Consider the following 20,961-nt stretch of genomic DNA (forward strand, 5'->3'; position numbering starts at 1 on the left):
TGAGTCACATTGGCGTACGCATATCCTGCGATCAATCGGTGGCGCAGAAATGGAAAGAGGCGCCGAAGGCGCCTCTTTCAAAAGCTGTGAAGCAGATCCGGACACCACTTTCGACCCGCCTTGCGCGGGTACGGCTTTCGCCGCCAGGAAGCGCTCGATCTCATCCGGTCAGTCGCTTCGGGGTGCGTAATTTACCTGTGGTTTGACGAGTATTCAACTGCTCATCAGAGCGGAAAGCGGCCGTGTCAGTCGCGCGGCGTGGGCTGCGGACGATGGGAGCGAGAGGCATCTCAAGTTGGCCATTCTTCACTTAGGGCGGCGGGGTATCCGAGTTACCTCGACGAGCCTGCTCTGGAAGTTGGCGTCAGCACGAAGGTTCAGGGGATTTCGATCACCCACGTAGAGCGATTTGTGCCCTAGCTTGACGCTACGAGAACACCTGCTTCAGGTAGTTTGGTTTTGAACATTAAAACAACACTACAAAGAACACGCCAAACTGGATTCGTTGTGATCCAAACCTGATGATGGGCTCAATTGGAGTCAATGTGACCCAATTTCTATGTAGAGAAGGATCACTGTGACCCAAGTTTCGAAACATATGCAGTCACTGTGACCTAAATTTGATTGGTTTTTACGCAAGCGTAGGTCACTGTTGACTAAATTTCCTAGCTCAGTGGGCTAGATAGTCAATGTGGCCAAATTTATAGAGATTCGACCATAAAAATAGGTCACCGTGACCCGGCTTGTTAAATTGGCTGGCGCAACCCTATATTGCTCTCAGATTAGGCGGGTAGCGAGGTATAACTCCGTATTACGCGTGCTAGCACGCTTCATCCGGAGTTCACCTCGCCCTACGGGGTAGGTGGGGCGCTTTGCTTCCCCACCATGAGAGTTTGGAGGGCAGATGAGGGATGGGATGGCGGAAGTTCCGGAACGTGGCCTGCGACATGTGGTGGCTATCCGGCTAAACAGAGGCGAGCGGGCGCATATAGAAAGACGTGCATCTGAGGCAGGTCTTCCGCCAGCGACCTTCATTCGCCAGGCTGCGATGGGTTCGGTGGTGCCGGCGCGAGCAGAGATCCCTGCAGTCAATCGGGAGACGTATCTTGAGCTGGCACGCGTTGGCAGCAACTTAAATCAGATCGCCCACCACCTGAATGCGGGTACCGCTACCGGTGTCGACGAGAGTGTCATCCGGCGCCTGGCCGCAGTCGCGAAGTCGCTGGCATTGCAAGTCTTGAGCGAAAAGCAGCGATGAAGGCCAAAGTCGGTCGAGGCAATGGGTTTCGAGGCCTGCTGGCGTATGTCTTTGGGGCGGGGCAGAAAGGGAAGGGCGACCGTGCTTCAATCGTCGGCGGCAACATGGCCGCTACCGACCCACGTGGCTTGGCGGCCGAGTTCGCTATTTGCCGGAAGCTCCGGCCCGAAGCCAAGAACCCGGTTTGGCACTGTTCGCTAGCGCTGCCTAAGGGTGAGCGGCTTGATAGCATCGCTTGGCAGCGAATTTGCAAGCGTCATCTGCAGCTCATGGGTATCGACGACGAGAATCACATGTGGGTAGCGGTGCGCCATGACGACACCGATTTCGATCATGTGCATCTTGTTGTTAGCCGAATTGGTCTCGATGCCACTTTGTGGCACGGCCGAAATGATGTGAGGGCTGCGATTGAGTCGACACAGGCGCTGGAGCGCGAGTTTGGGTTGCGATTGACGCCCGGGCGGAATAGCGAACCTGAACACCCGAAGCGAGCGAAGGGGGAGGCGGCGCGGAAGAAACGCACCGGGCAGACGTCTCTCAAGGAGCGCATGCAGGTCATTTTGAATCGTGCAATCCAAGCTGGCAGCTTTGAGGGCTTTGTACAGATTTGTGATGAAGCTGGGTTGCAGCTTGTCCCCAACTTGGCCAGCACTGGGCGGATGAATGGGTTTTCGTTCCGCCTTGATGGCGAGGTGATGAAGGCGTCTGACCTCGGCTCCAAGTACAAATGGGCCAACCTGGCCAAGAGGACCGGTTTTGACCAGGGCAGACATGTGTCCCTCATTGAGAAGCTTGCTGCTGCAGCGAAGGCGCGCGAGGGGGAGGAATCGGAGAATGTTCTGCGGGCAGAAGCGGTTGCGCTCGAAGAATTGGTGCGTCCGGTACGCAGCAACCGCACTATTGATCTTCTATTTGTCCGTCTGGTTAACGGCACCTATGCGTGGAGGCGAAGCCAATCGCCCGCCTTCCATGATTTGGGCGATCGGATACGGTTCGAACGCTCGCCAGACACAGTCGTGAGAGCAGCATTGCAGCTCGCGCGTGAGAAGGGGTGGACTGGGACCGAAGTCGCTGGCTCAATCGATTTTCGCCGACGGGTATGGATGCAGGGGCAGCTCACGGGGATCACGGTGATCGGCTACGAGCCAACTAAGGAAGATTTGGTCGCGCTTGCTGAGCGTCGCTACGACATTGCTATGCGGGCTGCGAACAAAGAGAAAGACCCCGTGGGGCGACAACTTCTCTTGCTTAAAGCTCGGGCAGAAGCGGATCTGGCAGTACATCGGGCACGTTACGCCAAGATTCCGTTGACCAGCATCGAGGGTGACACGCTGCGTGCTGATCAATACGTGTTTGCCGAACTCCACGCGGACCGGCAATACCATCAGGCGAAGAGTATCGCCACCGCGAGTCGGACTGCGTTGCTGCAGGCGAAGGATATGTTGTTGATCGAGCGGGCCATGGCCAGAAATTCGGAGGCCTGGTCCGTATACCTGCGGCACTGCGAGCGAATCCTACGCGCGGCAGACGCCGATCGCAGCCGGCTGGTATTTGAAGTCGAGGATCTGGCATTTTGGCTACGAGAAATCCGTGCGGGTCGCATGCCGCGTGAGCTGCAAGATGCTATTGATGGCAAAATCGGATTGAAGCCCCACGCTGTGGCGGTTGCCGACGTATTGATCTCTGGGTTGGAGGTTGGAGAGGTACAAGGCAGCGACGTCAATTCGCCGGCGAGAGGCGATACCTGTGATGAGGCTGTATCCGAGGCAGATGGCCCTCGACATCGAATAAGGTAGAGCGCGATGAGCAACTACACGAATGGTCTGGCCGCCGGGATGGCAGCCCGAAATGCAGCCGTGCGAGATGGGCAAACAGCGGTTGCTGAATGGGCCGAGCACTCACAGAAATTGCAGGGACGGCTGTCCGCTGTCTTGAATGCGGAACTCAACGAACATGTTGAGCGCAAGGTCAGTGTTGACTACGTTCGCGCGCTACGGAAAGCCCTGGCCGAGCTGGCTCCGACTCATCCTCTTCTCCGAGATGACGTAGCTGCGGCCCTCTTTGAGGAGTCACGGACCAAGGCTTACGCTGAACGAGGCTATGCGTACGACGCTAAATCGGGAGCGCTCTCAAAGAGAGGCTAGGCTCTTTCGGTCTGCTATTGGTTTTCGAGGCATTCGCATTTCGTGGTTGACGTGCCAATCGCCTGCTGCAATGCAAGAGTTGACGGTCGAAACTGCGACCGAACAGCAGGATCGTTCGTCCCAGTTCGCCCCTTCACGTACAGTAGGCTTTCATCTGCAAGTGTCTGCTGTATTCCTCGCTTCAGCCATTCGAGGCATCTTGTCCGCGTGGTGGCCGTGTGAGAGGTTACCCTGCCATTTCTCCCGCATCGCCACGCTTTTGCTTTCGAGTGTACGGCGAGTAGTTCTTGGCATGCTGTGTGTTCGTTAGGGGCTTGAGCCAACACCTGAGACACCGTTCGTGTTTGGAATAATAGACCCAACCGCGCGAGTTGGCCGGCCTTCGAACTCGACATATTTGTCTCATGAAAAACCAAGAAGAAGCGCTTCCCCCTGAGCTACTCGCAGTCCGCGATGCCGCGCTATCCGCGATGGATGACCTCGTTCCCGCCGGACCGCCCGCTTCCAAAGACGAGTCTAAGAGCTTCTTCTTATCATCGTGGACCAAGGCCGGGCGGGATTTGCCGCCACACTATCTAGTACATTTTCTTCTGATCGATCTTTTGAGATTCCCGTGTCTTGGACGATGGGAGAAGGTCGCTTGGGCTGTGCCAGTCCGCCTTGGCCGCAAGCTCTACGGAGTGGAGCATCGAAAGATGGGGATGGGCGTATTTGCACCGAATTCCAATCCGTCTGCAAGAAGTAGTGGAGTGGCGAGCGAAGGCGAAGAATCCGATGCTCGTGAGATTGTTCGGCGCATAAAACGGGCTGTAGACTTAGCTGCACCTTACTTTGAATGGCGAGCCCAAACTGCCGCTAAGGGTCGCGATATCAATGTTGTAAACACAAGTGCCGCACTTTTTGAGCGATATCGGTTCTTCTGCGAGCAGTTTGAGTTGAAGACGTCGGAGTCATTACTTCGACGCGAAGAGATGACTTCGTCCGATGAGGGGGTGCCCGGCTATAAACTGCGGTTTGCGCATATGTTTCCCTCCATCAGACTCAAGGAAGAGGCGGAGTGGAGTGCTCAGGCTGCAATTGAGGCATTTTTTGGTTGGACTGAACACGTTTTCATCCATCTCGCAGTCTTGCAAGGATTTATCCGAACGGGAGAAGAGGTTGCAAAATTAGCGGCAGCAGATTGGAAAACAAAATTTAGGACGGCGCTGGATATCAACGATATCGCTACAAAAAGCCACTACGACGGTCTTCTCGCTCTGAGGACTCAAATCCGAAACTATATGGCACACGGTGCGTTTGGAAAACGTGGTGAGGCATTCTCTTTTCACTCAGGAGCAGGCGCCGTGCCCGTCCTCCTTACGAGAAATCCTAGGCATGGCTACTCTCTAACGGGCGGACCGGCATTCGATGAGAAGGCTGCGTTACTGCAAATCGAGGCATTCGTCACGCATCTTTGGACTGGCCCAAGGGAGCCAGCGAGGGAATATATGGAGAGCGAAGTTCCTACTGTGCTTACGTTCGCAAGCGATGGAACCTACCTATTGGCAATGCGTTCAGTCGACGCTATGGGGAGGCTAATCAGACGCCAGTTGGATGCTCAAGAGCGCGCTGCAAACATGGATTGGTAAGATATGAAATTATATGAAATCCCATCGACCGAGCTTCGAAAATTCGTTGATCCGCTGGATGGAAAAATGTGGAAATGCAAACCGATTTCAGAGGCAGAGGTGTTGGAAGCTATCTCCCGTGGAGCTCACGAGCCCATGGGTTGGGAAGAAGCAATGCAAAAGATTAAAACGCCCGAAGAGGCTAGGGACTTCCACATAAACCGCATTGCGACTCTTTTTGGTATGGAAATGGAAACGCCAGCTTTAATGTTGGTAAACCATGGGGAAGAGATAACAGGCCACATTTATGACGGCAACCATCGAGTTGCCGCGGCCTATGTCCGAAAAGATCTCGCAATCCGAATTTTTGTCGCAGCCTCAGATCTTAGTAGGATCAATATCACTTTCCCATCCGCGGTACCCGTGATCGTATAATCACTCCCATGCCTACAGGTCTGCGAAGCGGCATTAAAATCTGCGAACGCTTTAGGATACTCAAAAACGAGTAGGTTAGATGCTCAATAGGTAGATACGGGGACGACGATTGGATCAGCGGCAACTAGATCTGCCATGGACGCTGGGAGAAGCCGGCGTCGTCGAGGAGGCAGGCGCAGATGGGAGTGGCATGGATGTGCCTAACCGGGGTGAGCTTCATGTGCACATGAACGGCGCTATTCCAACGTCGAAGGTTCGAGAGATCCTGACTGACGAAGCGACCGTATTGCCGGCTGGATTCGAGTTCGAGCGAGACCTAGTTCGGGCTACACCCTGCCAATCTCTGGGCGAATACCTGACGTGTTGGCAAGTTTTGCGACTCTTTCCTAGGAAGCGCGAAAACCTCGATCACCTCACCCTTGCGGTTGTCGCAGGCTTGGCGGAAAACAACGTGCGCTTCGTCGAACTCCGAAGCAGCGTTCTGTACCTCGCGGCGCTTCAGAAGTGTTCGCCAGCGCAGGCGCTTGAGCGCTTGATCGAATCGACCGGGGAAGCTGCACAGCGCCACGGTATCCGTCGAGGCCTGATTCTCACGGTGACGCGTGGCGACTACAGCGCGGTCAGCCTGTCCACCCTCCTGCAGGCCTACCAGGACCTTGGTGAGCCGAAAGAAGTGGTTGGGCTTGACTTGGCTGGCGATGAAGAAATGGCGTATCCGACGGAGTTGCCCTCGCTCTTTCGGGAGGCCAAAGATAGGTTCGGGCTAGGGATCACGATCCATGCCGGTGAAACCGGCCGCGTGGAGAATGTCCGATCTGCCGTAGAGTTGTTCGGCGCAGATCGCGTTGGCCACGGGACAGCGGCTGGCAAGGATCCAGAGCTGCTGGAGCTTCTTTCCGCGAGGGGCATTTGCGTAGAGGTGTGCCCAATCAGCAATCGCCTCACGGGCGCAGTTCCTACGAACGAAGCTCACCCGCTTCAACAGTTCCGCCGATATGGCGTTCCTTTTGTCATTTGCTCGGATAACCCCGCAATCCACCAGCACGGCCTAGCGGACGACCAAGCCGCCGCGATGGCCGAAGGCCTGTCGATCGGTGACATGCGACAGCAGTACGAACTAGCTAAGCGCTACTCATTCATGAAGGATCTAACTTGAAAATCCGATTCATGTCCGGCAACGAGCACAAGATTGCCGAGGTGCAGCGGATCCTAGCACCGGTTGAGGTGGACATCGTGCCGGTGTCGAAGAAAATCGAGGAGCTTCAGACAGAAGACGTTGACCGGTTGGTGCGAGACAAGGTGGCCAAAGCGTTCGAAGCCATCGGTCGCCCGTTGTTCGTCGAGCACACCGGCTTGTACTTGAACGGCCTCAATGGCCTTCCCGCAGGTTTGACGCAGATATTCTGGGACAGGCTGCAGGCGGATCGCTTTGCTGATCTCGTTGCAGGTCTTGGCGACGCCAAGGTGACCGCCAAGACGATCCTCGGGTACTGCGACGGACGCGAAATCCACATATTCGAGGGTGCGATCAACGGGACCGTACCTCGCACACCTGCCGGTCCTACTGATTTCCAATGGGACTGTGTTTTCATCCCTGATGGCAGCACTCAGACGTTCGCCCAGATGGGGGCGGCCAAGGACCACATCTCCATGCGGCGCAAAGCACTCGATCTGTTTGCTGCCCACCTCAAATCCGCGAAGGGCAAAAGATGAGAGACGAACTGCTTGATGCGCATCGCGCCGGCAAGCTGATGCTGTTTGTGGGCGCCGGAGTGTCTGCCAACCTTGACCTGCCGGATTGGGGCGCTTTGATCGCGCACATCGCGGAGGAGCTTGGCTATGACCCAAAAATCTTCTCTACCTACGGCACTCATCTGGCCCTTGCAGAGTTTTACAAGAAGAAGAAAGGCGGGCTCGGGCAGCTGCGCAGCTGGATGGACCGTGAATGGCATAAATCAACAACGGACGTCTCCAAGTCCGACATTCATCGGCTGATCACACAGGGCAATTTCTCCAGGATCTACACCACCAACTACGACCGATGGTTGGAGAACGCCCACGATGCGTTCGGTGTGAAGTACGACAAGATCGCAAGTGTGGCCGATCTCGTTTCCGTCACCGATGGTCGCCGGCAGATCATCAAGTTCCATGGCGATTTCGACGCAGACGACTCGATCGTCCTTGATGAGACCAGTTACTTCCAGCGGCTGGACTTCGATACGCCGCTGGACATCAAGCTCCGTAATGACGTGCTGGGCAGCTCTGTCCTCTTCATCGGCTACAGCCTGAACGATGTCAACATCCGCCTCCTGTTTTATCGCCTGACGGAGATGTGGAGGCGATCTCCCCTTGCGTCCGCAAGGCCGAAGTCCTACGTTTTCACAAATCGTCCGAATCCGGTGGCTCAGGAGGTCTTGGGCCACTGGGGGATCAAGATGATCGTTTCAGAGGAGGACGACCCCAAGAAGGCGCTCACGGATTTCCTTCAGGACTTGGTGACCTGACTTTGAGTAACACCGAGTGGGCGGAGGTAGCTTCTCGGGAAGGGCGGCTCTTGACCAGAAGCTACCAAGGTATCGGCAGTCAGCGACTGACCGCAAGGCTGGAGCGGTCGTTTCAGAAGTAGCCCTGATCGTCTGCTTCTGGCCGCTTCGCGACGCCCCCGGATTTACTCTCGCCCATACGTTGAAGTGCACACGGCGAGATCAACCGAATAATGCGGATATCCCGTTTTTAGGCGGGACTGTCTTCACCGTCCGGATGGTGATGCGTGACGGTGGCGCTCGCGTGTATCCCGCAACTTGAGACGCTGGCCAGCTGCTGGCGGGTACGCTATCGTCACTTTCTACGTACGGGAATGACGACGAGCATGGATCTCCTATCTCACAATGATCAGCCGATTTCCGAGCCGAGCGAAGATCGATTCGGTATTGACCCATTTGCGCGTGCCTTAGCTAGCAGCATACGAAGGCTAAAGGCGCCGACCGGGTCGGTAGTGGCGGTGAATGGGCCGTGGGGCTCGGGAAAAAGCAGCGCCGTCAATCTAATCCGTCACCATCTCGCGGATGCAGTCAAGGCCGACGAGCTCGTAGTCATTGATTTCGCGTGCTGGTGGTTTCGTGGCGAGGACGCGCTAGCGCTTGCATTTTTTCGCGAACTGTACGCTGGCTTTGCGCCCAGCTTAGGCGAAAAGATAAAAAAGGCTTTGCCGAAGCTCGGCGCTCGATTGCTGCGTGCGGGCTCAGTGCTCGGTGGGGCTGCTGACGTGGCCGGCGCAGGTGGTATCGGTAAGGCTGCAGGCAGCGTGATGGAGTGGATCGGCGGCCTGATCGAGCAGGACGAGAGCGTTGAAAAGCTCCACAGCGATTTGTCTCGGGCACTGGCAGAGCAAAAGAAGCGCTTTCTTGTCATTGTTGATGACATTGATCGCCTGTCGCCCGACGAAGCACTACTGATCTTTCGGCTCGTTAAGTCTGTTGGGCGCCTACCAAATGTGATGTATCTGTTGGTCTATGACCGTCAACTTGCCGAGAAGATCGTCAGCGAGAGGTATCCATCCGAGGGGCCACACTACCTGGAAAAGATCGTACAGGCTGCGTTCGAATTGCCGGAGCCATCGCCGGCCGATCTTCAAGCACACTTACTGAGCCAGATTGCGGCCATCTGTGGCACTCCCGGTGAAGATGACGTGACGCGCTTCATGAACGTCTTTCACGATGGCATCGCCCATTTGGTACGCACGCCAAGGGACGTTGCACGTTTTGCAAACGCACTCGCGGTTACGTGGCCGGCTGTTGAGGGTGAGGTCAACCTAGCGGACTTTCTCGCCTTGGAAGTCTGCCGGCTTCTCTACCCATCCACCTACCGCGCGGTTCGGCAGAACAAGTCCGTGATGTGCGATGCGTCCCCCGACGTTAGAGGCAACCGCTCAGCGGCCGCTGAGAAATATCGCGAGCTTCTCTTCGGTGCCGAGCCTCCCGCTCAACATGAGCGGCTACGTCGCTTGCTGATGCGTCTCTTTCCCGCACTTGAGTCCGTGTGGGCGAACAGGGGTTATAGCGAGGGCTTTGCGCGTCGATGGGCCGCCGAAAGACGCGTTTGTTCGAATGCCCACTTCGATTCCTATTTTCGCTTCACCGTTGGCGACGACATCCTTCCTCGGGCAGAGCTGGAGGAATTCATACGCCGAGCGGGTGATCGCGAGTACGTCATCGCGACAATGCGAGATGCCCTTAAGGTGGTGCGCAAAGCAGGTGGGACAAAAGCAGCGGTGCTGCTGGGCGAGCTGGATACAAACGCTGAGCGAATCAGCCGCGAGCAGGTGCCCTCGCTATTGACTGCGTTGTTCGCAATAGCGGACGAACTCAACGTAGAGGCGGATGAGGCGGGGGCCTTCTCGATCGGTAGCAATGAGCTTCGTCTGCATTGGCTGCTGCGCAGCCTGACGCGCGAGCGTATGGCGCTAGAGGAGCGTTCTACGCTTTTCGTCGAGGCATGTCAGGGCGCACCCATTGGCTGGTTGGCAGATTTCGTACGGTCTGCATGGAGTGACTATCATCCTCATGGAGAACGCCCCCCAGAGCCTGTTGAGCAATGCCTGACAACTGAAGCCGACGCGGGGCGATTGCGCGAATTGCTGCATGCTCGCCTGATTGCTGCGGCCAAAGATGGTTCTCTAGCGCCTCATAGACAATTGGCATTCCTGCTCCATTGGTGGCTCGATCTCGCCGACGATGGTGGCGCAGCCATCCGTGCTTGGGTGGCCACGCTTGTGGATACGGAAGTAGGGGTTAGGCAACTCGTGAAGGCCTTTACCTCCTATGGTTGGAGTCAAGGTCTGGGGCTTCACGGGCTTGGCGACGTAGTGGCGAAGCGCACGACTCACGCTCGTGTGAAGAGCCTGGGTGAGTTTGCGGATCTTGATGTTTTTCGGCGACGGGCTGAGGAAATTGCTGCGGAGGGCAATGCGCCTGAGCTAGTGGAATTCCTGCAGGCTTGGGATCAACCGGAACGGGGCGGGCAAGGTTGAGCGGTTACGTTGATTGGTCGGCGCCCCACGACTCAGTTTCCGAGGAGATCTTTGTTCGATGGCGTTGGGCTGGGCTTGATTTCGTCCAACGCCCCAACGCCGGCACCCGGCCGTTTCGGGCGGGTTCCCCCCAGGCTACCGCTGGCACCATGTTTGACTTCGCGCGTGCCGCCGACCAAGATGTCGTGCCCCTTATCGCCGGCTCCCTCTGCGCTGGAGATGCCGCCAGCGTGGGCGCCAAGCCACCGCAGGATGTTGTCCGGGATCCAGTGGATTAGCGAAAAGACGATGTGTACCACTGTCGTCATGACCGTGACGTAGATCGCAACATAGGCAAAGAAGGAGACGATGCCTGTGGTGGAGTCGGCCTGTACTCCTGCTACTACGGTCATAAACGCGATGTTGATGAGACCGACCACCGGTTGCGTCAGCAACATGCCTCCAATTAGCCCGAATAGCATTAGCGAAGGTCGCATTACAAGCGACAGAGTCATCATGTACCCGTGACCGGCTTTGCCGACGGCATCGTCTCCGTCAGGGTGGACGTGTGCAACCGCGAATAGAGGGCCGGCAATGACCGACTCTAATGCCAGCACGAACCAGTTCACCACAGAGGTCATCCAGGTGATGAAAGGGATCATTGGGACGTAGGTCGACAGCACCGCACCGAAGAAGAACAGGGCGATGGTGAGCGTTGTCACCAAACCAGAAAGAAACTGGATGACGGCCCCGACATCGAAAGCCAGGCCTACAGTTGCCTTTGCAGCGGCGCTGTTTGCTGTGCCCGTAGCGGCCGCCATTGTTGCCAATAGTGCCTCGCCGGTGCCGACAATGGTGTCGCCAAACGACTTCATCTGACTCATGTGATTGAGGTTCGAACCTGCAATCGACTGCGTCATCAGATTGATCGCGCCCATGAAGGGTGCAGAGATGAGCTTCCGGACGTATTCCCAAGCGCCTTCGCCTTGCTGCGGGGCCCGGACGTCGGTCTGGTTGTAGTAGACCTGCCGGATGCCTTCCACACGATTCTTTGTGTACTCGTCAGCCGCAGCCATGGCGTCTTGATAGGTTTGCAGAGCGTCCTTGGTCTCCTTGTCGGTGATGTCGATCGGCTCGGAGGTGGGGAGGCCGTTCAAAGTCGACTGCATCACATCGTTCATCTTCACGATGTGGTTGTACCAAGTCCCCGCGAAAATCCAGCCGCCGTCCTTGGCTGCCTGCAGGAAGTCGCTTCGGGCTCGATCGTTGGTCTGCGAGACGGCATTCTTCGCCGCGTTGCGCAGTGCGTTCTCGTAGTTGTTGGCGGCTCGGTCGACTGCTCCCGTCGCCGGCTTTTGCCCCGCCACAATCTGCGCGGCGACGGGCTGCAGCTCCTGAATCATGGACTGCACTGCTTGAGCATGCGCCGCCATGATCGGGGCCTTGATGACCTTGGTGTTGCTGTTTCCAGCAGACGCTTCCCAAGACTGCTTCCACGAGATCCCACCGCAGACGACAGGATTGAGGTAGCTGTTGTCATTCGCCTTCCACTGGTAGCTGGTGACCGTGTACTGAGCGTTAGAGAAATTCTGCGTAGTCGTATACGCCCCAACAGCTGGCACGGCATCGAACACGTCGTAGTTGAGCACTTCCCCCGTATTCGTCAGTACCTGGTTGGCCGAGGCGGGCTGAATTCTCGTTGAGCGGCCCGAGTCCTGGAACTGCTTGTTCATCGCCGCGGCGCAGACCTCGAACTTCAGGATGTTCGCGGCGAGCGGACGCGAGTCGGGGATCATCGGGCGCGAGATCATGTTGTCTCGATGGATCTGCTCGATCGCAGCCTTCCAGACGGCGTCGGCGACACCGATGCCTTGGAGTGCAAGCCACAGAATCCCGATCTGAATGAGCGAGTAGCCCGAGCCTAGCGGCAACAGCAGGGCAGTGCCTCCAACAGTGCGCAGCGGTATCCAAATCGACGACATCTTCTTGCCGAGGATCTCACCGTCATGCGCGGAATCAACCGTTCCTTTGACCGTGGTGTAGCCAACGAAGAGCATGCCCAGGAACAGGACCGCGCTGTTGAACACCTTCATCATCGAACCGAGCACGCCATCTGCTTGGCCGGTTTGAAGATTTCCGCCCGAGGAGATCATGCCGACGATGCTGCCGAACACCTCGCGCATGAAGTCGACGGAGGTGTCACCAGCTGGCGGCGAGAACTGATTGAGTGGCGTGCCCAGCGATGAGTCCGCATGTGCCACACCGGCGGCCAGAGCAAGGAGCAGGACGAGGATTGTCTTCATCGAGACGTGTCCCGACGATCGGATCCGGACAGCATTTCCCGTTAGTCGAAACATGTGACCCACCCGTAGTCTGCGGTATGTCCAATGGACTGATACTGCCAGTAAGTGTTGACGTTACCGAACACTGCAGAATAAGTGTTTCCGACGACGGTGCCGAAGTTGTTCTGTGTCCCGGACAATGTGCAGAAGAGGTGAACGCCGAGATCGGCCACTTGCTGATAGCCAACGTTGTATGTCGTTGCGTACGAGATGCCTCCAAGGCGCCGCCATACCCCGTTCTCGCAATACAAGGGGGCCCCTGACCCAGATGCGTCCTGCGCTTGCAGTCCATTGGGTGAGCATCCCCAGCCTACGTTTGCTTTCCCAGCGACCTGCAGATACTCGTTCGCGACAACACGATTCTGAAAGTAGTTCTGACCGAAGTAGCTGGACAACGAGCCGGTGTTGTTCCACCCACTGGTTGTCAAATAGAGGTTGTTGCCGCTTGAGGGCTCGATATAGATATGAGACGCACCATTCAGCCCATACGACTGCAGGGAAGTTGGCCCGTATCCTCCTGGGCTTTGCGCATTGACGGCTCCCCCAGCTGTCATATTCCCGGACGCATTGACGTTTCCGCTCGCATTCACGCTTCCCGAGTTGACCGTCACGTAGTTGCCGTTCGTATCCTGCGCGTAGACAGCGCCGCCAGGCGCGCTTCTGACTGCAGCGTTTAGTGAGTCGCCATACAGCGCCGTGTTGCCGACCTTCACGCTGTTCCCGGCCGGAACGACCACCTGCTGGGCATTCACCGCAGAGGCATTGTTAACGTTGTTGCCACCCATATCGACCGCAGTATTCATGCGGTTCAGCTCCGGGTGTCCTGGCACAGTGCTTCGGTAAAGGTAGTCGCTGACCAGCATCCCGTCGTCAAAAAACAGGGCGGTCGCAATGTGCCCAGCGCCGGGCGACACCCCGTAGCTTGCAAGTGGCATTGACCATCCACCGTAGCTCCCCGTGGCTGTAGCCGGGTTCGACTTGGAGATGAAACCACCTCGCGCCCCCGAGAGTTGCGCGATTCGACGAGTGCTCATCTCCGGAATGGTCTCGCCGCCCGTTGTGATGACCAGTGTTTGCAGCTTGTTGGCGACAGGCTGCAGCGCTAAAACTTGGTAGGTCTGTCCGTAGGCGTTCTGGTCGGTAACTGAACTAGTCAGGTACGACGTACTCTTGAGCATCGTCACCGTGATGACCGCCGGTGTCGTCGCGGTTGCATTGGCAGTAACCGCAGCGTAGTTGTCCTTGATGTACTTGACGGCCGCGTCGGATACCGTCTTCATGTGATCCGCTGCTGCTTGGTCGACCTGAGCATCTGCGTAGTTCGAGAGGTACTGCCCGCCTAGACCAATTGCCGCGACGGATACGATCAGCACAACAATGAGTTCGATGGCCGTGAAGCCACGTTGCTTAACCATAGTGGATCTCCAACAACCACAGCACTACTGCCAGCGCCATGCCCATCGCAAGATGGAGCGATACTTCAAAGCGCACATCCAAGCGTCGTAACGCGTCAGCGAACGCTTCACGACGAGGCCACGCCCATGTCCACAGGGTTAAGGTGTCATGCGCCAACAGCGCAAAGTAGGGCAACAGGAACAGTCCCCAGGCTGGCGAGCGCGATACGTAGCGGATGCCAGCAGCGCCTATGCCTCCGCCAATGAAAAACAGCGCGGGAAAGAGCCACCAGGCGCGGCGACGCATCACGAGTCGATGCAGCCCCAGAGGCAGCCAGATGAATACAAGAAGGAGGGCGTAGCCTCTAGCGGTGCGCCAAAGCCATTGGGTCCAGTTGTCGCGGGTCATAACGTTCTTTGCTGCGCCGCGCAATTGGTCAGGGCGTGGGCTTCAGATCTGGTAGGCGAGAGCGCGCAAAGCACCGCCGACGTAGTTCTGGGGGTCATTGAGTTTCCCCTGCAGGCGTGGCCGTGCGTATCCAGTCGCGGACATCTCCAAGCCGCCACTTGAGTAGGCGGAAACCAGGATGAGGGCGCGGGAAGCCAGGCAAACGCTTTTGTTTGACGTACACCTCGGAGAGCCCGCACAGGGCAGCAACCTCCGTCACGCCAACAAGCACGTCGTCTCTCATGCGAGACACCTGTATTGCCAGTGCAAAATTTCTCGTTCGATCGGCTAACATGACCTATCTCCAACGTCGGTACGAATAACAAGCCACACGCTAGCCATGAGGGCTCGCGATGGCGAGGGTGCAAAATTCGTGGTGAGGGAAAATGGGTGTATTGAGATCGCTTGTCGCTGCTTCGCTCTCTAGCGGTCGCATCGACGCCGTTGCGCCGGCCAGTGATGGCTGCGAAGCAGGGGCCGACGATCTGCTGACGCATGAGCAAGAACTTTGGGCCAAGTGGACGGCCGAGAGGCTGATCGACAGAGTTCGCAAGGGCGTAGCGGAGCAGGTTCTTGCCGCAGAGGTGCTGGCACAGACGTCTGGCATAGCTGCTGAGGCGCGGAAGCCCGGGCGGCCGCGTACTGAGCCGCCGGTCTATCGGGACTACCGATACGGCGTCTATAGCGCATGGGCGAACTACGTTGAGGCTCGGGCTAAGAAGGACGGACTCACACAAAAGCAACTGAGCGAGTTGCTGCACTTTTCCCCGGATGAGTGGCGCGCAATTAAGAGGGGGGACCTGCGTCGTCGCAGCATGTCGCCGCAACGCTTCGTCGTGGCGATGAGGGTAGTCAAGGAGCGGCAATGGGACGTTTCCCCGCGACCTCGGAGTGGACCGATTCCGCTTGTCCCTTCACGGGCTCCAGAGCCTCAGCCGCTCCCAGCATTCATGGGATGGGCCCAAGAAAAAATGGCGGAAGCGGCCCAAAAATGCTCCACGCGAAAAGCTAACTAGTGCTAACATGAACCGCTTGGAGCTAACGTAAGCTCTTGTTATTAAAGCGTATTATTGTTTTCCCCCTTGTGGGACTGGCGCATCACTTCCGATTCACACGGCAGGGGTCACAGGTTCAATCCCTGTACCACCCACCAATTCGCGAGAAATCGCATGAAACAAGGCCCTCTGGCATTCGCCGAGGGCCTTTTTTCTTTGCTGCGAAACCTCGCGGAATGCCCTTTTGGTGCAAAAGTGGTGCACCTCGAAAATTGGCCCAGACGTTGTTCAACGATTGTCTGGAGCATCAAGTGGCATCCATCTCAAAGCGCGGGAACTACTGGCGTGCGTTTGTGCGCCGGCGCGGCTACCCGTTGCAGACCCGCACTTTCGACACAAAAGCTACGGCCGAGGCCTGGGCCCGCCGGATCGAGTCCGATATGGACAGGGGGGCGTTTGTCGATAGGTCAGAGGCCGAACGCAACACCTTTGACGACCTGCTAAGTCGTTACGCAAAGGAGGTGTCGCCGCAGAAGAAGGGCGGGGCAGGTGAGATCCTTCGCATCAAGAAGCTCCGAGAAGACGTCATCGCGGCGTACAAGATCACCGCACTCACCAGTAAGGTCCTCGCTGACTATCGCGACAGGAGGTTGACTGGCGCCGGCGGCTGCAGGCCTGTTAGCGGCTCAACTGTCAATCGCGAGCTCACGTTGATCGGTCATGTGATCAACGTTGCCCGCAAGGAGTGGGGGGTCCACATTGAGACCAACCCGGTGTCTTTGATCCGTCGGCCGCGCGAAAATCGGGCTCGCACTCGTCGGCTGTCGATTGATGAAGAGCAAAGGCTTTTGGCTGAGCTGGAGCCAAGTCCTCGGGACAATTTCGGGCGCTTTGAAGCGGGAGGCAGCCGGAACGATTGGGTTCGTCCGGTCGTCATTGTTGCGATCGAAACCGCAATGCGCCGCAGCGAAATTCTATCGCTGCGCTGGTCGGACGTATTCCTTGAGGACCGATATGTTCGGCTCCACGATACAAAAAATGGTGAGACGCGTGATGTACCCCTATCTAGTCGGGCCGTTACCACTTTGTCTGCACTGCCCAGGCATATCAGCGGTCGGGTCTTTCCTATCACTCCGGACGCACTGAAAAAAGTCTTTGTTCGTGCTTGTGAACGTGCCCAACTGACAGATTTCCACTTTCACGATATCCGAAGAGAGGCCACTACCCGCCTATCGGAGCTCGTGGGCAATGTTCTCGAATTGGCAGCCATCACGGGTCACAAGACGTTGACTGTCTTGCACCGTGTGTACTACAAGCCCCACGCCCGTGATCTTGCGCGCAAGCTTGGCTGACCCCTACCCGCTTTACTAAGCGGCTTGTCGGTCGGCTGGCACCGGCCAACAAGCCTGACCACAACTCACCTACTGAGAGGTGAATCATGGCTGTGCCCATTCTATCGTCGCACCCCATCTCCGCTCTTCCACGCGACAGCGAACTTTCGCAGATTTTGGAGCTGAGAGATCCGTTCCTAATCCCGCTTGCAGACCTCGAGCAGTTGATTCAGGAAGCACCGACGGCCCCGGCGCAAGGTTATCTGTGGGGCGTGCTCGATGCGCGCCGTATGCTCAAGGCGTGCACGGGACTAGAGGTGGCCATATGAGTGCGAAAGCCGCCATCGCGGCCGCCATCCTAGTGGCCTCTAACCTGGCAGCGGCCCAGCACGGTTTGTCGATCCCTTCCAACTCCGAGGGAGGCGTCCAACCTGGACCGGCTACGCCGGACGATCCATTGCCCGCGAAATTGATCGCGGTCGATCCAGAGGCGGCGTCTTTTGTCGCGGAATACAACGCTAGGATCGAAGCTTTCTATAACGAGATGACCACCAATTACACGGTGGTCAACGGGTACTGCATCGCTACTCCCATGACGAGAAAGCTCTTCTTCCTGATCAACCGACGGTAGGTGGAAAAAAGGGGATTCATGACCTCGATTCGAGCACTTCGTCTAGTAGACGTTGCCCCGCCTCCGGCGCTTGCAAAGGCGGTGTCGAGCGAGTTGCTGGCGCGCATCAACATGCGGGAGATTCCCATATTGCTAATGCGTCAGCAGTTGGGGGCAGGGGAGTCACCCTGGCTGGGGTTTTGTGTTCCATCGGATTGCACTGAATCCGGCGAGGTGGTCATCGACCTGCGCTGTGTCGAGCGCGCCGAGTGGGAGCCGCAACCAGAGCTGATTACCTCGATTTATCTGCATGAGGCGGCTCATCGTCTCCTGTCGGGCCACGGTCATAACGCTGCGTTCTTTGCGATGGTGCTGGTTCTGTATTTGCGCGCCGGCACAGGTTCGATACCGTTCTGGCAGCGTGCCAAGCTGTACGACCTTCAAGAGGAGGGCGCAAACGCGCCACAGGCCTTCGCGTGGGCTTGGAGCGTAGCCGATGAGCTAGCTGCGAGCGATCTGTCGGCAGATCGCTGCGCGGAAGTTATCAATGACCGATATCGTGTGTGGCGAACGTGGTTGGCCGGTGCCGATGAGCGGGCGCGGGTCAAGCGCGAAGCGGCTCAGGCGGCGGAAGAGCGTATCAAATCGCTCAAGGAAAGTCGTTGGTGGTACGCCTTAGCCGGCTTTGTCGTGGGCGCAATTGGCGTCGTAGCACTGGCGCTGTAGAAGGGGATGCCGGTCATCGACTGCCTTCGTCATTGGCGGAGGGCCTGCGTGATGGCCTCGATGCGCTGCGAGAACAGCGCATCATCGATGATGGTCGGATCTCGGGGCACGTCATCGCTGCGCGCATCTGCTTCAATCAGCAGCTCGGCCAGTTCGACCAGCTCCGGGTATGGCCGCACTCCCGCCATCTGCTCACGCACCGTTTGAACAAAATGTGCGGCTTCGCGCGGCATGGCTGTCTTTGCCAGCAGTAGGAGACCGGTAACAGCACGCGTCGCGTAGTTGACCTGGTGCGCTCCGAGGTCGGTCGCGGCGAACGCCACAAGTCGGTCCATCAGCTCGCCGTGCTTGCCGTCCGCAAATAGTTCCAGCACGACTGCCTGCACGGCCGGGTCTCGCAGTTGGATGCGATAGGTTCGATCGCGACCAACAATCAGGCCAGTTTTCCGGTCCAGATAGCAAGGCTGAATACCCCGCGCCTCAAGGTCACGCACAGCCCTGGCAATGGCTTCGTTAGCGCGCTTGAGGAACAAGTCGCTCGTGATGTAACGGCCCAGCTTGTCGGCAGGCATGGTTTGATCTCGTTGTAGAGGCATGAAACCAGCATACGCGCCAGGTGCCAGCTCCGGAAGAGCGGATTTCGTAGTGTCCAGGTTCGACCAATTCACCCAAGCGCGACCAGATAACCCCAACTCTCGAGCCTGAATGTGAAAGCTGCGGTCAGAGGTGATTGGTGGTTCCGAGGCGCTGCTCGGTGTCACGACGGCTCACGGTTTCAGCTTTATCTGCTGCGGGGCGAGCTCGGCTTTGGCCGCCTTCTCGACAATCATGGCGCGGAACTGAGGGGGGACTAGCGGATTGTTTGGGCTGAATTTCGCCAGTTCGATAGCAAGCTTATTCTGCAGTGCGTCAAGCGCGGCCGCGCGCGCTTGCTGTCTGTTATGCAAATCTACAGTCAGGCGCAAGACTTCGCATGTCTCTTCGTGATTTTGCGCTGTTGATGACAGCTTGGCCCTAAGCTGCCTGATTTGGGTTTCCAAGTTGCGAGCATAGTTCTGCCACTCGCGCGCGTTTCGTTCGGCTGCCAGAGCCCGGCCAAACATGACCCCGCTGTCGAATGTCATCTTGCTACTCCTTAGTAGATTTGATGGCCACAGAGTGGTCTTGGCGCTTACGTGTGCTGTAGACGGGCTTGATGCCGTTCGCCTCCAGCTCGCGTACGGTGTGGCGACCGCTTCGTTCGCGCTTGAGAAACAAATTGCCGTGCATATATCGCCCGAATTTGTCGGCTGGCGCGAGGACCTCTGCTCACTGCGTCCTGCCAAGAATACGCTGCGTGAGTCGAGCGCGAAAGAGTGCAAATGCCGCTTCCAAGCAACGACCGCGACCAAATAACCTCACTAGGCGAGGGCGGATGAGATGCATCGACACAAAATGATGGATTCAGAACGAACGGTGAAGATTCAGAACGCCAGACGAGAGGCCGGTGCAATTGACGAGATGGAGGAAGAATTGGGCTCGATGCGCGCTCGAGCAGCAACTACGAGAGCCCTATCCAACCGCGGGGCAACGCCCGGTGATGCCAAGCACTTCAGGCGACCATTGCGCGACGCGTTGGCAGCTTACGCCACAGTGGACAGTGTTTCGGTAGTGCAGCGTCGAACCATCGTGTTCGCCTTCGCCAGCTCTCCTTCCCGCCTAAGTTTGATCAATGAAAGGCTAGGATGGCGAAGAAAAGAGTAATCGTAAACATCCAAATCATCATCGATGCAAATACGCCGATTGCAGCGCCATTCGGCGTCCCGGCAATTTTCAATATTGCCACAGAAGAGTTTCTGATAAGCAGAAATAACTTTGCGAGAAGGTGTGATGAGATGATTAAGAGGAACGATAGTTGGCTTGTCAGGGCTGTATAGAATAAAACTGGCTCCGGTATGAAGTAAGTTGAAAAGACGCCGCGCGACGTCACGTGCATTATTGTTGGGGTGTTAAATGGATTAAGTAGCACGTCAAAACTGCTAAAGGGCCTGTAGGGCATGATCGGGATGGGGTCTTGCGGCGCGTGGTCAATGTAAAGTCTGACCATATCCCAAACGCGCATAGCAAATGTTCCGAGCGAAAATATTGCAAACGAAATGGAGATCGATAGCAAAAAAATAGAAAAAAAACGGAAAGACAAGAAGCCATTTGCGCGGCCGGAGCGAATTGCGATGCGGGTAAAGGAGATGGCGAATATATCGACGATCAGCGCAACGAATATCGCCTCGTGAAAATAGTCATATAGCGCCTGCTTCATCAGTGGGGAGAAGGGTTGGAAAACGGCGAGGATGTTCCAGTTGATGTTGTGTAGAATCCATGCGCTAATATAAGCGAGCGATACTACCATTGTGTAGAGTGGTATTGTTATAAGTTGTCTGGGAGATAAAAATCGGTTCCCAAAGTATCGCTCGAATATAGCGGCCCATGTTCGTGCCAATTGCTCAAGTGTGGCGGCCCCAAAGGATCGGCCGTTAAGCTCTTTAATGATGGCCTCTCTCCACTTCTTGGTGGCCATTGCGGTTCCAATGAAAAGGCTGCCGCCGAAGGACAGAATTCCAAAAATTGCGCTAATTGCGCCTATTAAATCAATCGTGGACATGATCAGGTTCTGTTTTGTTGATATT

The 20,961-nt window shown here is 56.8% G+C and carries 18 protein-coding genes; 12 read left to right on the plus strand and 6 right to left on the minus strand.

Features of this window, described 5'->3' with window-relative positions; all coding sequences use genetic code 11:
• Nucleotides 1–1,048 precede the first annotated feature (1,048 nt).
• The 8 genes from mobC to BM136_RS01925 all read left to right on the plus strand — a co-directional run bounded on the left by mobC (nt 1,049) and on the right by BM136_RS01925 (nt 10,473).
• A complete protein-coding gene (gene mobC, locus BM136_RS25730; protein WP_368073436.1) occupies nt 1,049–1,258 on the plus strand; it encodes a plasmid mobilization relaxosome protein MobC in 210 nt (69 codons plus the stop codon).
• Nucleotides 1,255–3,054 (plus strand): relaxase/mobilization nuclease domain-containing protein, encoded by a 1,800-nt coding sequence (locus BM136_RS01895; protein ID WP_092969808.1) that lies wholly within the window; start codon nt 1,255–1,257, stop codon nt 3,052–3,054. Before mobC ends, BM136_RS01895 begins: the two co-directional genes overlap by 4 nt.
• Before the next feature lie 752 nt (nt 3,055–3,806).
• On the plus strand, nt 3,807–5,030 hold the full coding sequence (locus BM136_RS01900) for a hypothetical protein (RefSeq protein ID WP_092969810.1): 1,224 nt from the start codon (nt 3,807–3,809) through the stop codon (nt 5,028–5,030).
• Nucleotides 5,031–5,033: 3 nt separating this feature from the next.
• Nucleotides 5,034–5,444: a hypothetical protein gene (locus tag BM136_RS25075; protein ID WP_139219329.1), complete on the plus strand. Its 411-nt coding sequence runs from the start codon at nt 5,034–5,036 to the stop codon at nt 5,442–5,444.
• Between the two features lie 190 nt (nt 5,445–5,634).
• A complete protein-coding gene (locus BM136_RS01910; protein ID WP_254775595.1) occupies nt 5,635–6,600 on the plus strand; it encodes an amidohydrolase family protein in 966 nt (321 codons plus the stop codon).
• Nucleotides 6,597–7,157 carry a non-canonical purine NTP pyrophosphatase gene (locus tag BM136_RS01915; protein ID WP_092969816.1) on the plus strand — a complete coding sequence of 187 codons (561 nt, stop codon included), beginning with the start codon at nt 6,597–6,599 and terminating at the stop codon, nt 7,155–7,157. The genes BM136_RS01910 and BM136_RS01915 overlap by 4 nt, the downstream gene beginning before the upstream one ends.
• Nucleotides 7,154–7,948, plus strand: coding sequence for an SIR2 family protein (locus tag BM136_RS01920; RefSeq protein ID WP_092969818.1), 795 nt, complete (start codon nt 7,154–7,156; stop codon nt 7,946–7,948). Before BM136_RS01915 ends, BM136_RS01920 begins: the two co-directional genes overlap by 4 nt.
• 365 nt (nt 7,949–8,313) lie before the next feature.
• Complete coding sequence (locus BM136_RS01925) at nt 8,314–10,473, plus strand: P-loop NTPase fold protein (protein ID WP_092970695.1); 2,160 nt, start codon at nt 8,314–8,316, stop codon at nt 10,471–10,473.
• Nucleotides 10,474–10,505: 32 nt separating this feature from the next.
• On the opposite strand, the gene BM136_RS01930 is transcribed toward BM136_RS01925, so the two are convergent.
• Genes BM136_RS01930 through BM136_RS01940 form a run of 3 tightly spaced genes read right to left on the minus strand, consistent with a single transcriptional unit; the run spans nt 10,506 to nt 14,597 of the window.
• On the minus strand, nt 10,506–12,755 hold the full coding sequence (locus tag BM136_RS01930; protein WP_092969819.1) for a DotA/TraY family protein: 2,250 nt from the start codon (nt 12,753–12,755) through the stop codon (nt 10,506–10,508).
• Between the two features lie 41 nt (nt 12,756–12,796).
• The gene (gene pilV / locus BM136_RS01935) at nt 12,797–14,209 is read right to left on the minus strand and encodes a shufflon system plasmid conjugative transfer pilus tip adhesin PilV (RefSeq protein ID WP_092969821.1); all 1,413 of its coding nucleotides are present in this window, start codon (nt 14,207–14,209) and stop codon (nt 12,797–12,799) included.
• Nucleotides 14,202–14,597: a hypothetical protein gene (locus tag BM136_RS01940; RefSeq protein WP_092969823.1), complete on the minus strand. Its 396-nt coding sequence runs from the start codon at nt 14,595–14,597 to the stop codon at nt 14,202–14,204. The genes pilV and BM136_RS01940 overlap by 8 nt, the downstream gene beginning before the upstream one ends.
• A gap of 1,345 nt (nt 14,598–15,942) precedes the next feature.
• On the opposite strand from BM136_RS01940, the gene BM136_RS01950 reads away from it, so the two are divergent.
• From BM136_RS01950 to BM136_RS01965, 4 genes are all read left to right on the plus strand, one after another.
• A complete protein-coding gene (locus BM136_RS01950) occupies nt 15,943–16,983 on the plus strand; it encodes an integrase (protein WP_092970697.1) in 1,041 nt (346 codons plus the stop codon).
• Between the two features lie 86 nt (nt 16,984–17,069).
• On the plus strand, nt 17,070–17,291 hold the full coding sequence (locus BM136_RS01955; RefSeq protein ID WP_092969827.1) for a hypothetical protein: 222 nt from the start codon (nt 17,070–17,072) through the stop codon (nt 17,289–17,291).
• The gene (locus BM136_RS01960) at nt 17,288–17,593 is read left to right on the plus strand and encodes a hypothetical protein (RefSeq protein ID WP_092969829.1); all 306 of its coding nucleotides are present in this window, start codon (nt 17,288–17,290) and stop codon (nt 17,591–17,593) included. Before BM136_RS01955 ends, BM136_RS01960 begins: the two co-directional genes overlap by 4 nt.
• 18 nt (nt 17,594–17,611) lie before the next feature.
• Complete coding sequence (locus BM136_RS01965; protein WP_092969831.1) at nt 17,612–18,298, plus strand: hypothetical protein; 687 nt, start codon at nt 17,612–17,614, stop codon at nt 18,296–18,298.
• 29 nt (nt 18,299–18,327) lie between these two features.
• Here BM136_RS01965 and BM136_RS01970 read toward each other — a convergent pair whose 3' ends face one another.
• The 3 genes from BM136_RS01970 to BM136_RS01980 form a co-directional block, all read right to left on the minus strand.
• On the minus strand, nt 18,328–18,870 hold the full coding sequence (locus tag BM136_RS01970; protein ID WP_092969833.1) for a hypothetical protein: 543 nt from the start codon (nt 18,868–18,870) through the stop codon (nt 18,328–18,330).
• 195 nt (nt 18,871–19,065) lie between these two features.
• A complete protein-coding gene (locus BM136_RS01975) occupies nt 19,066–19,422 on the minus strand; it encodes a hypothetical protein (RefSeq protein WP_092969835.1) in 357 nt (118 codons plus the stop codon).
• 584 nt (nt 19,423–20,006) lie between these two features.
• Nucleotides 20,007–20,936, minus strand: coding sequence for a hypothetical protein (locus BM136_RS01980; protein WP_139219330.1), 930 nt, complete (start codon nt 20,934–20,936; stop codon nt 20,007–20,009).
• Between the last annotated feature and the right edge of the window lie 25 nt (nt 20,937–20,961).

The sequence above is a fragment of the Ralstonia sp. NFACC01 genome, assembly GCF_900115545.1.
Classification (GTDB): Bacteria; Pseudomonadota; Gammaproteobacteria; order Burkholderiales; family Burkholderiaceae; genus Ralstonia; species Ralstonia mojiangensis.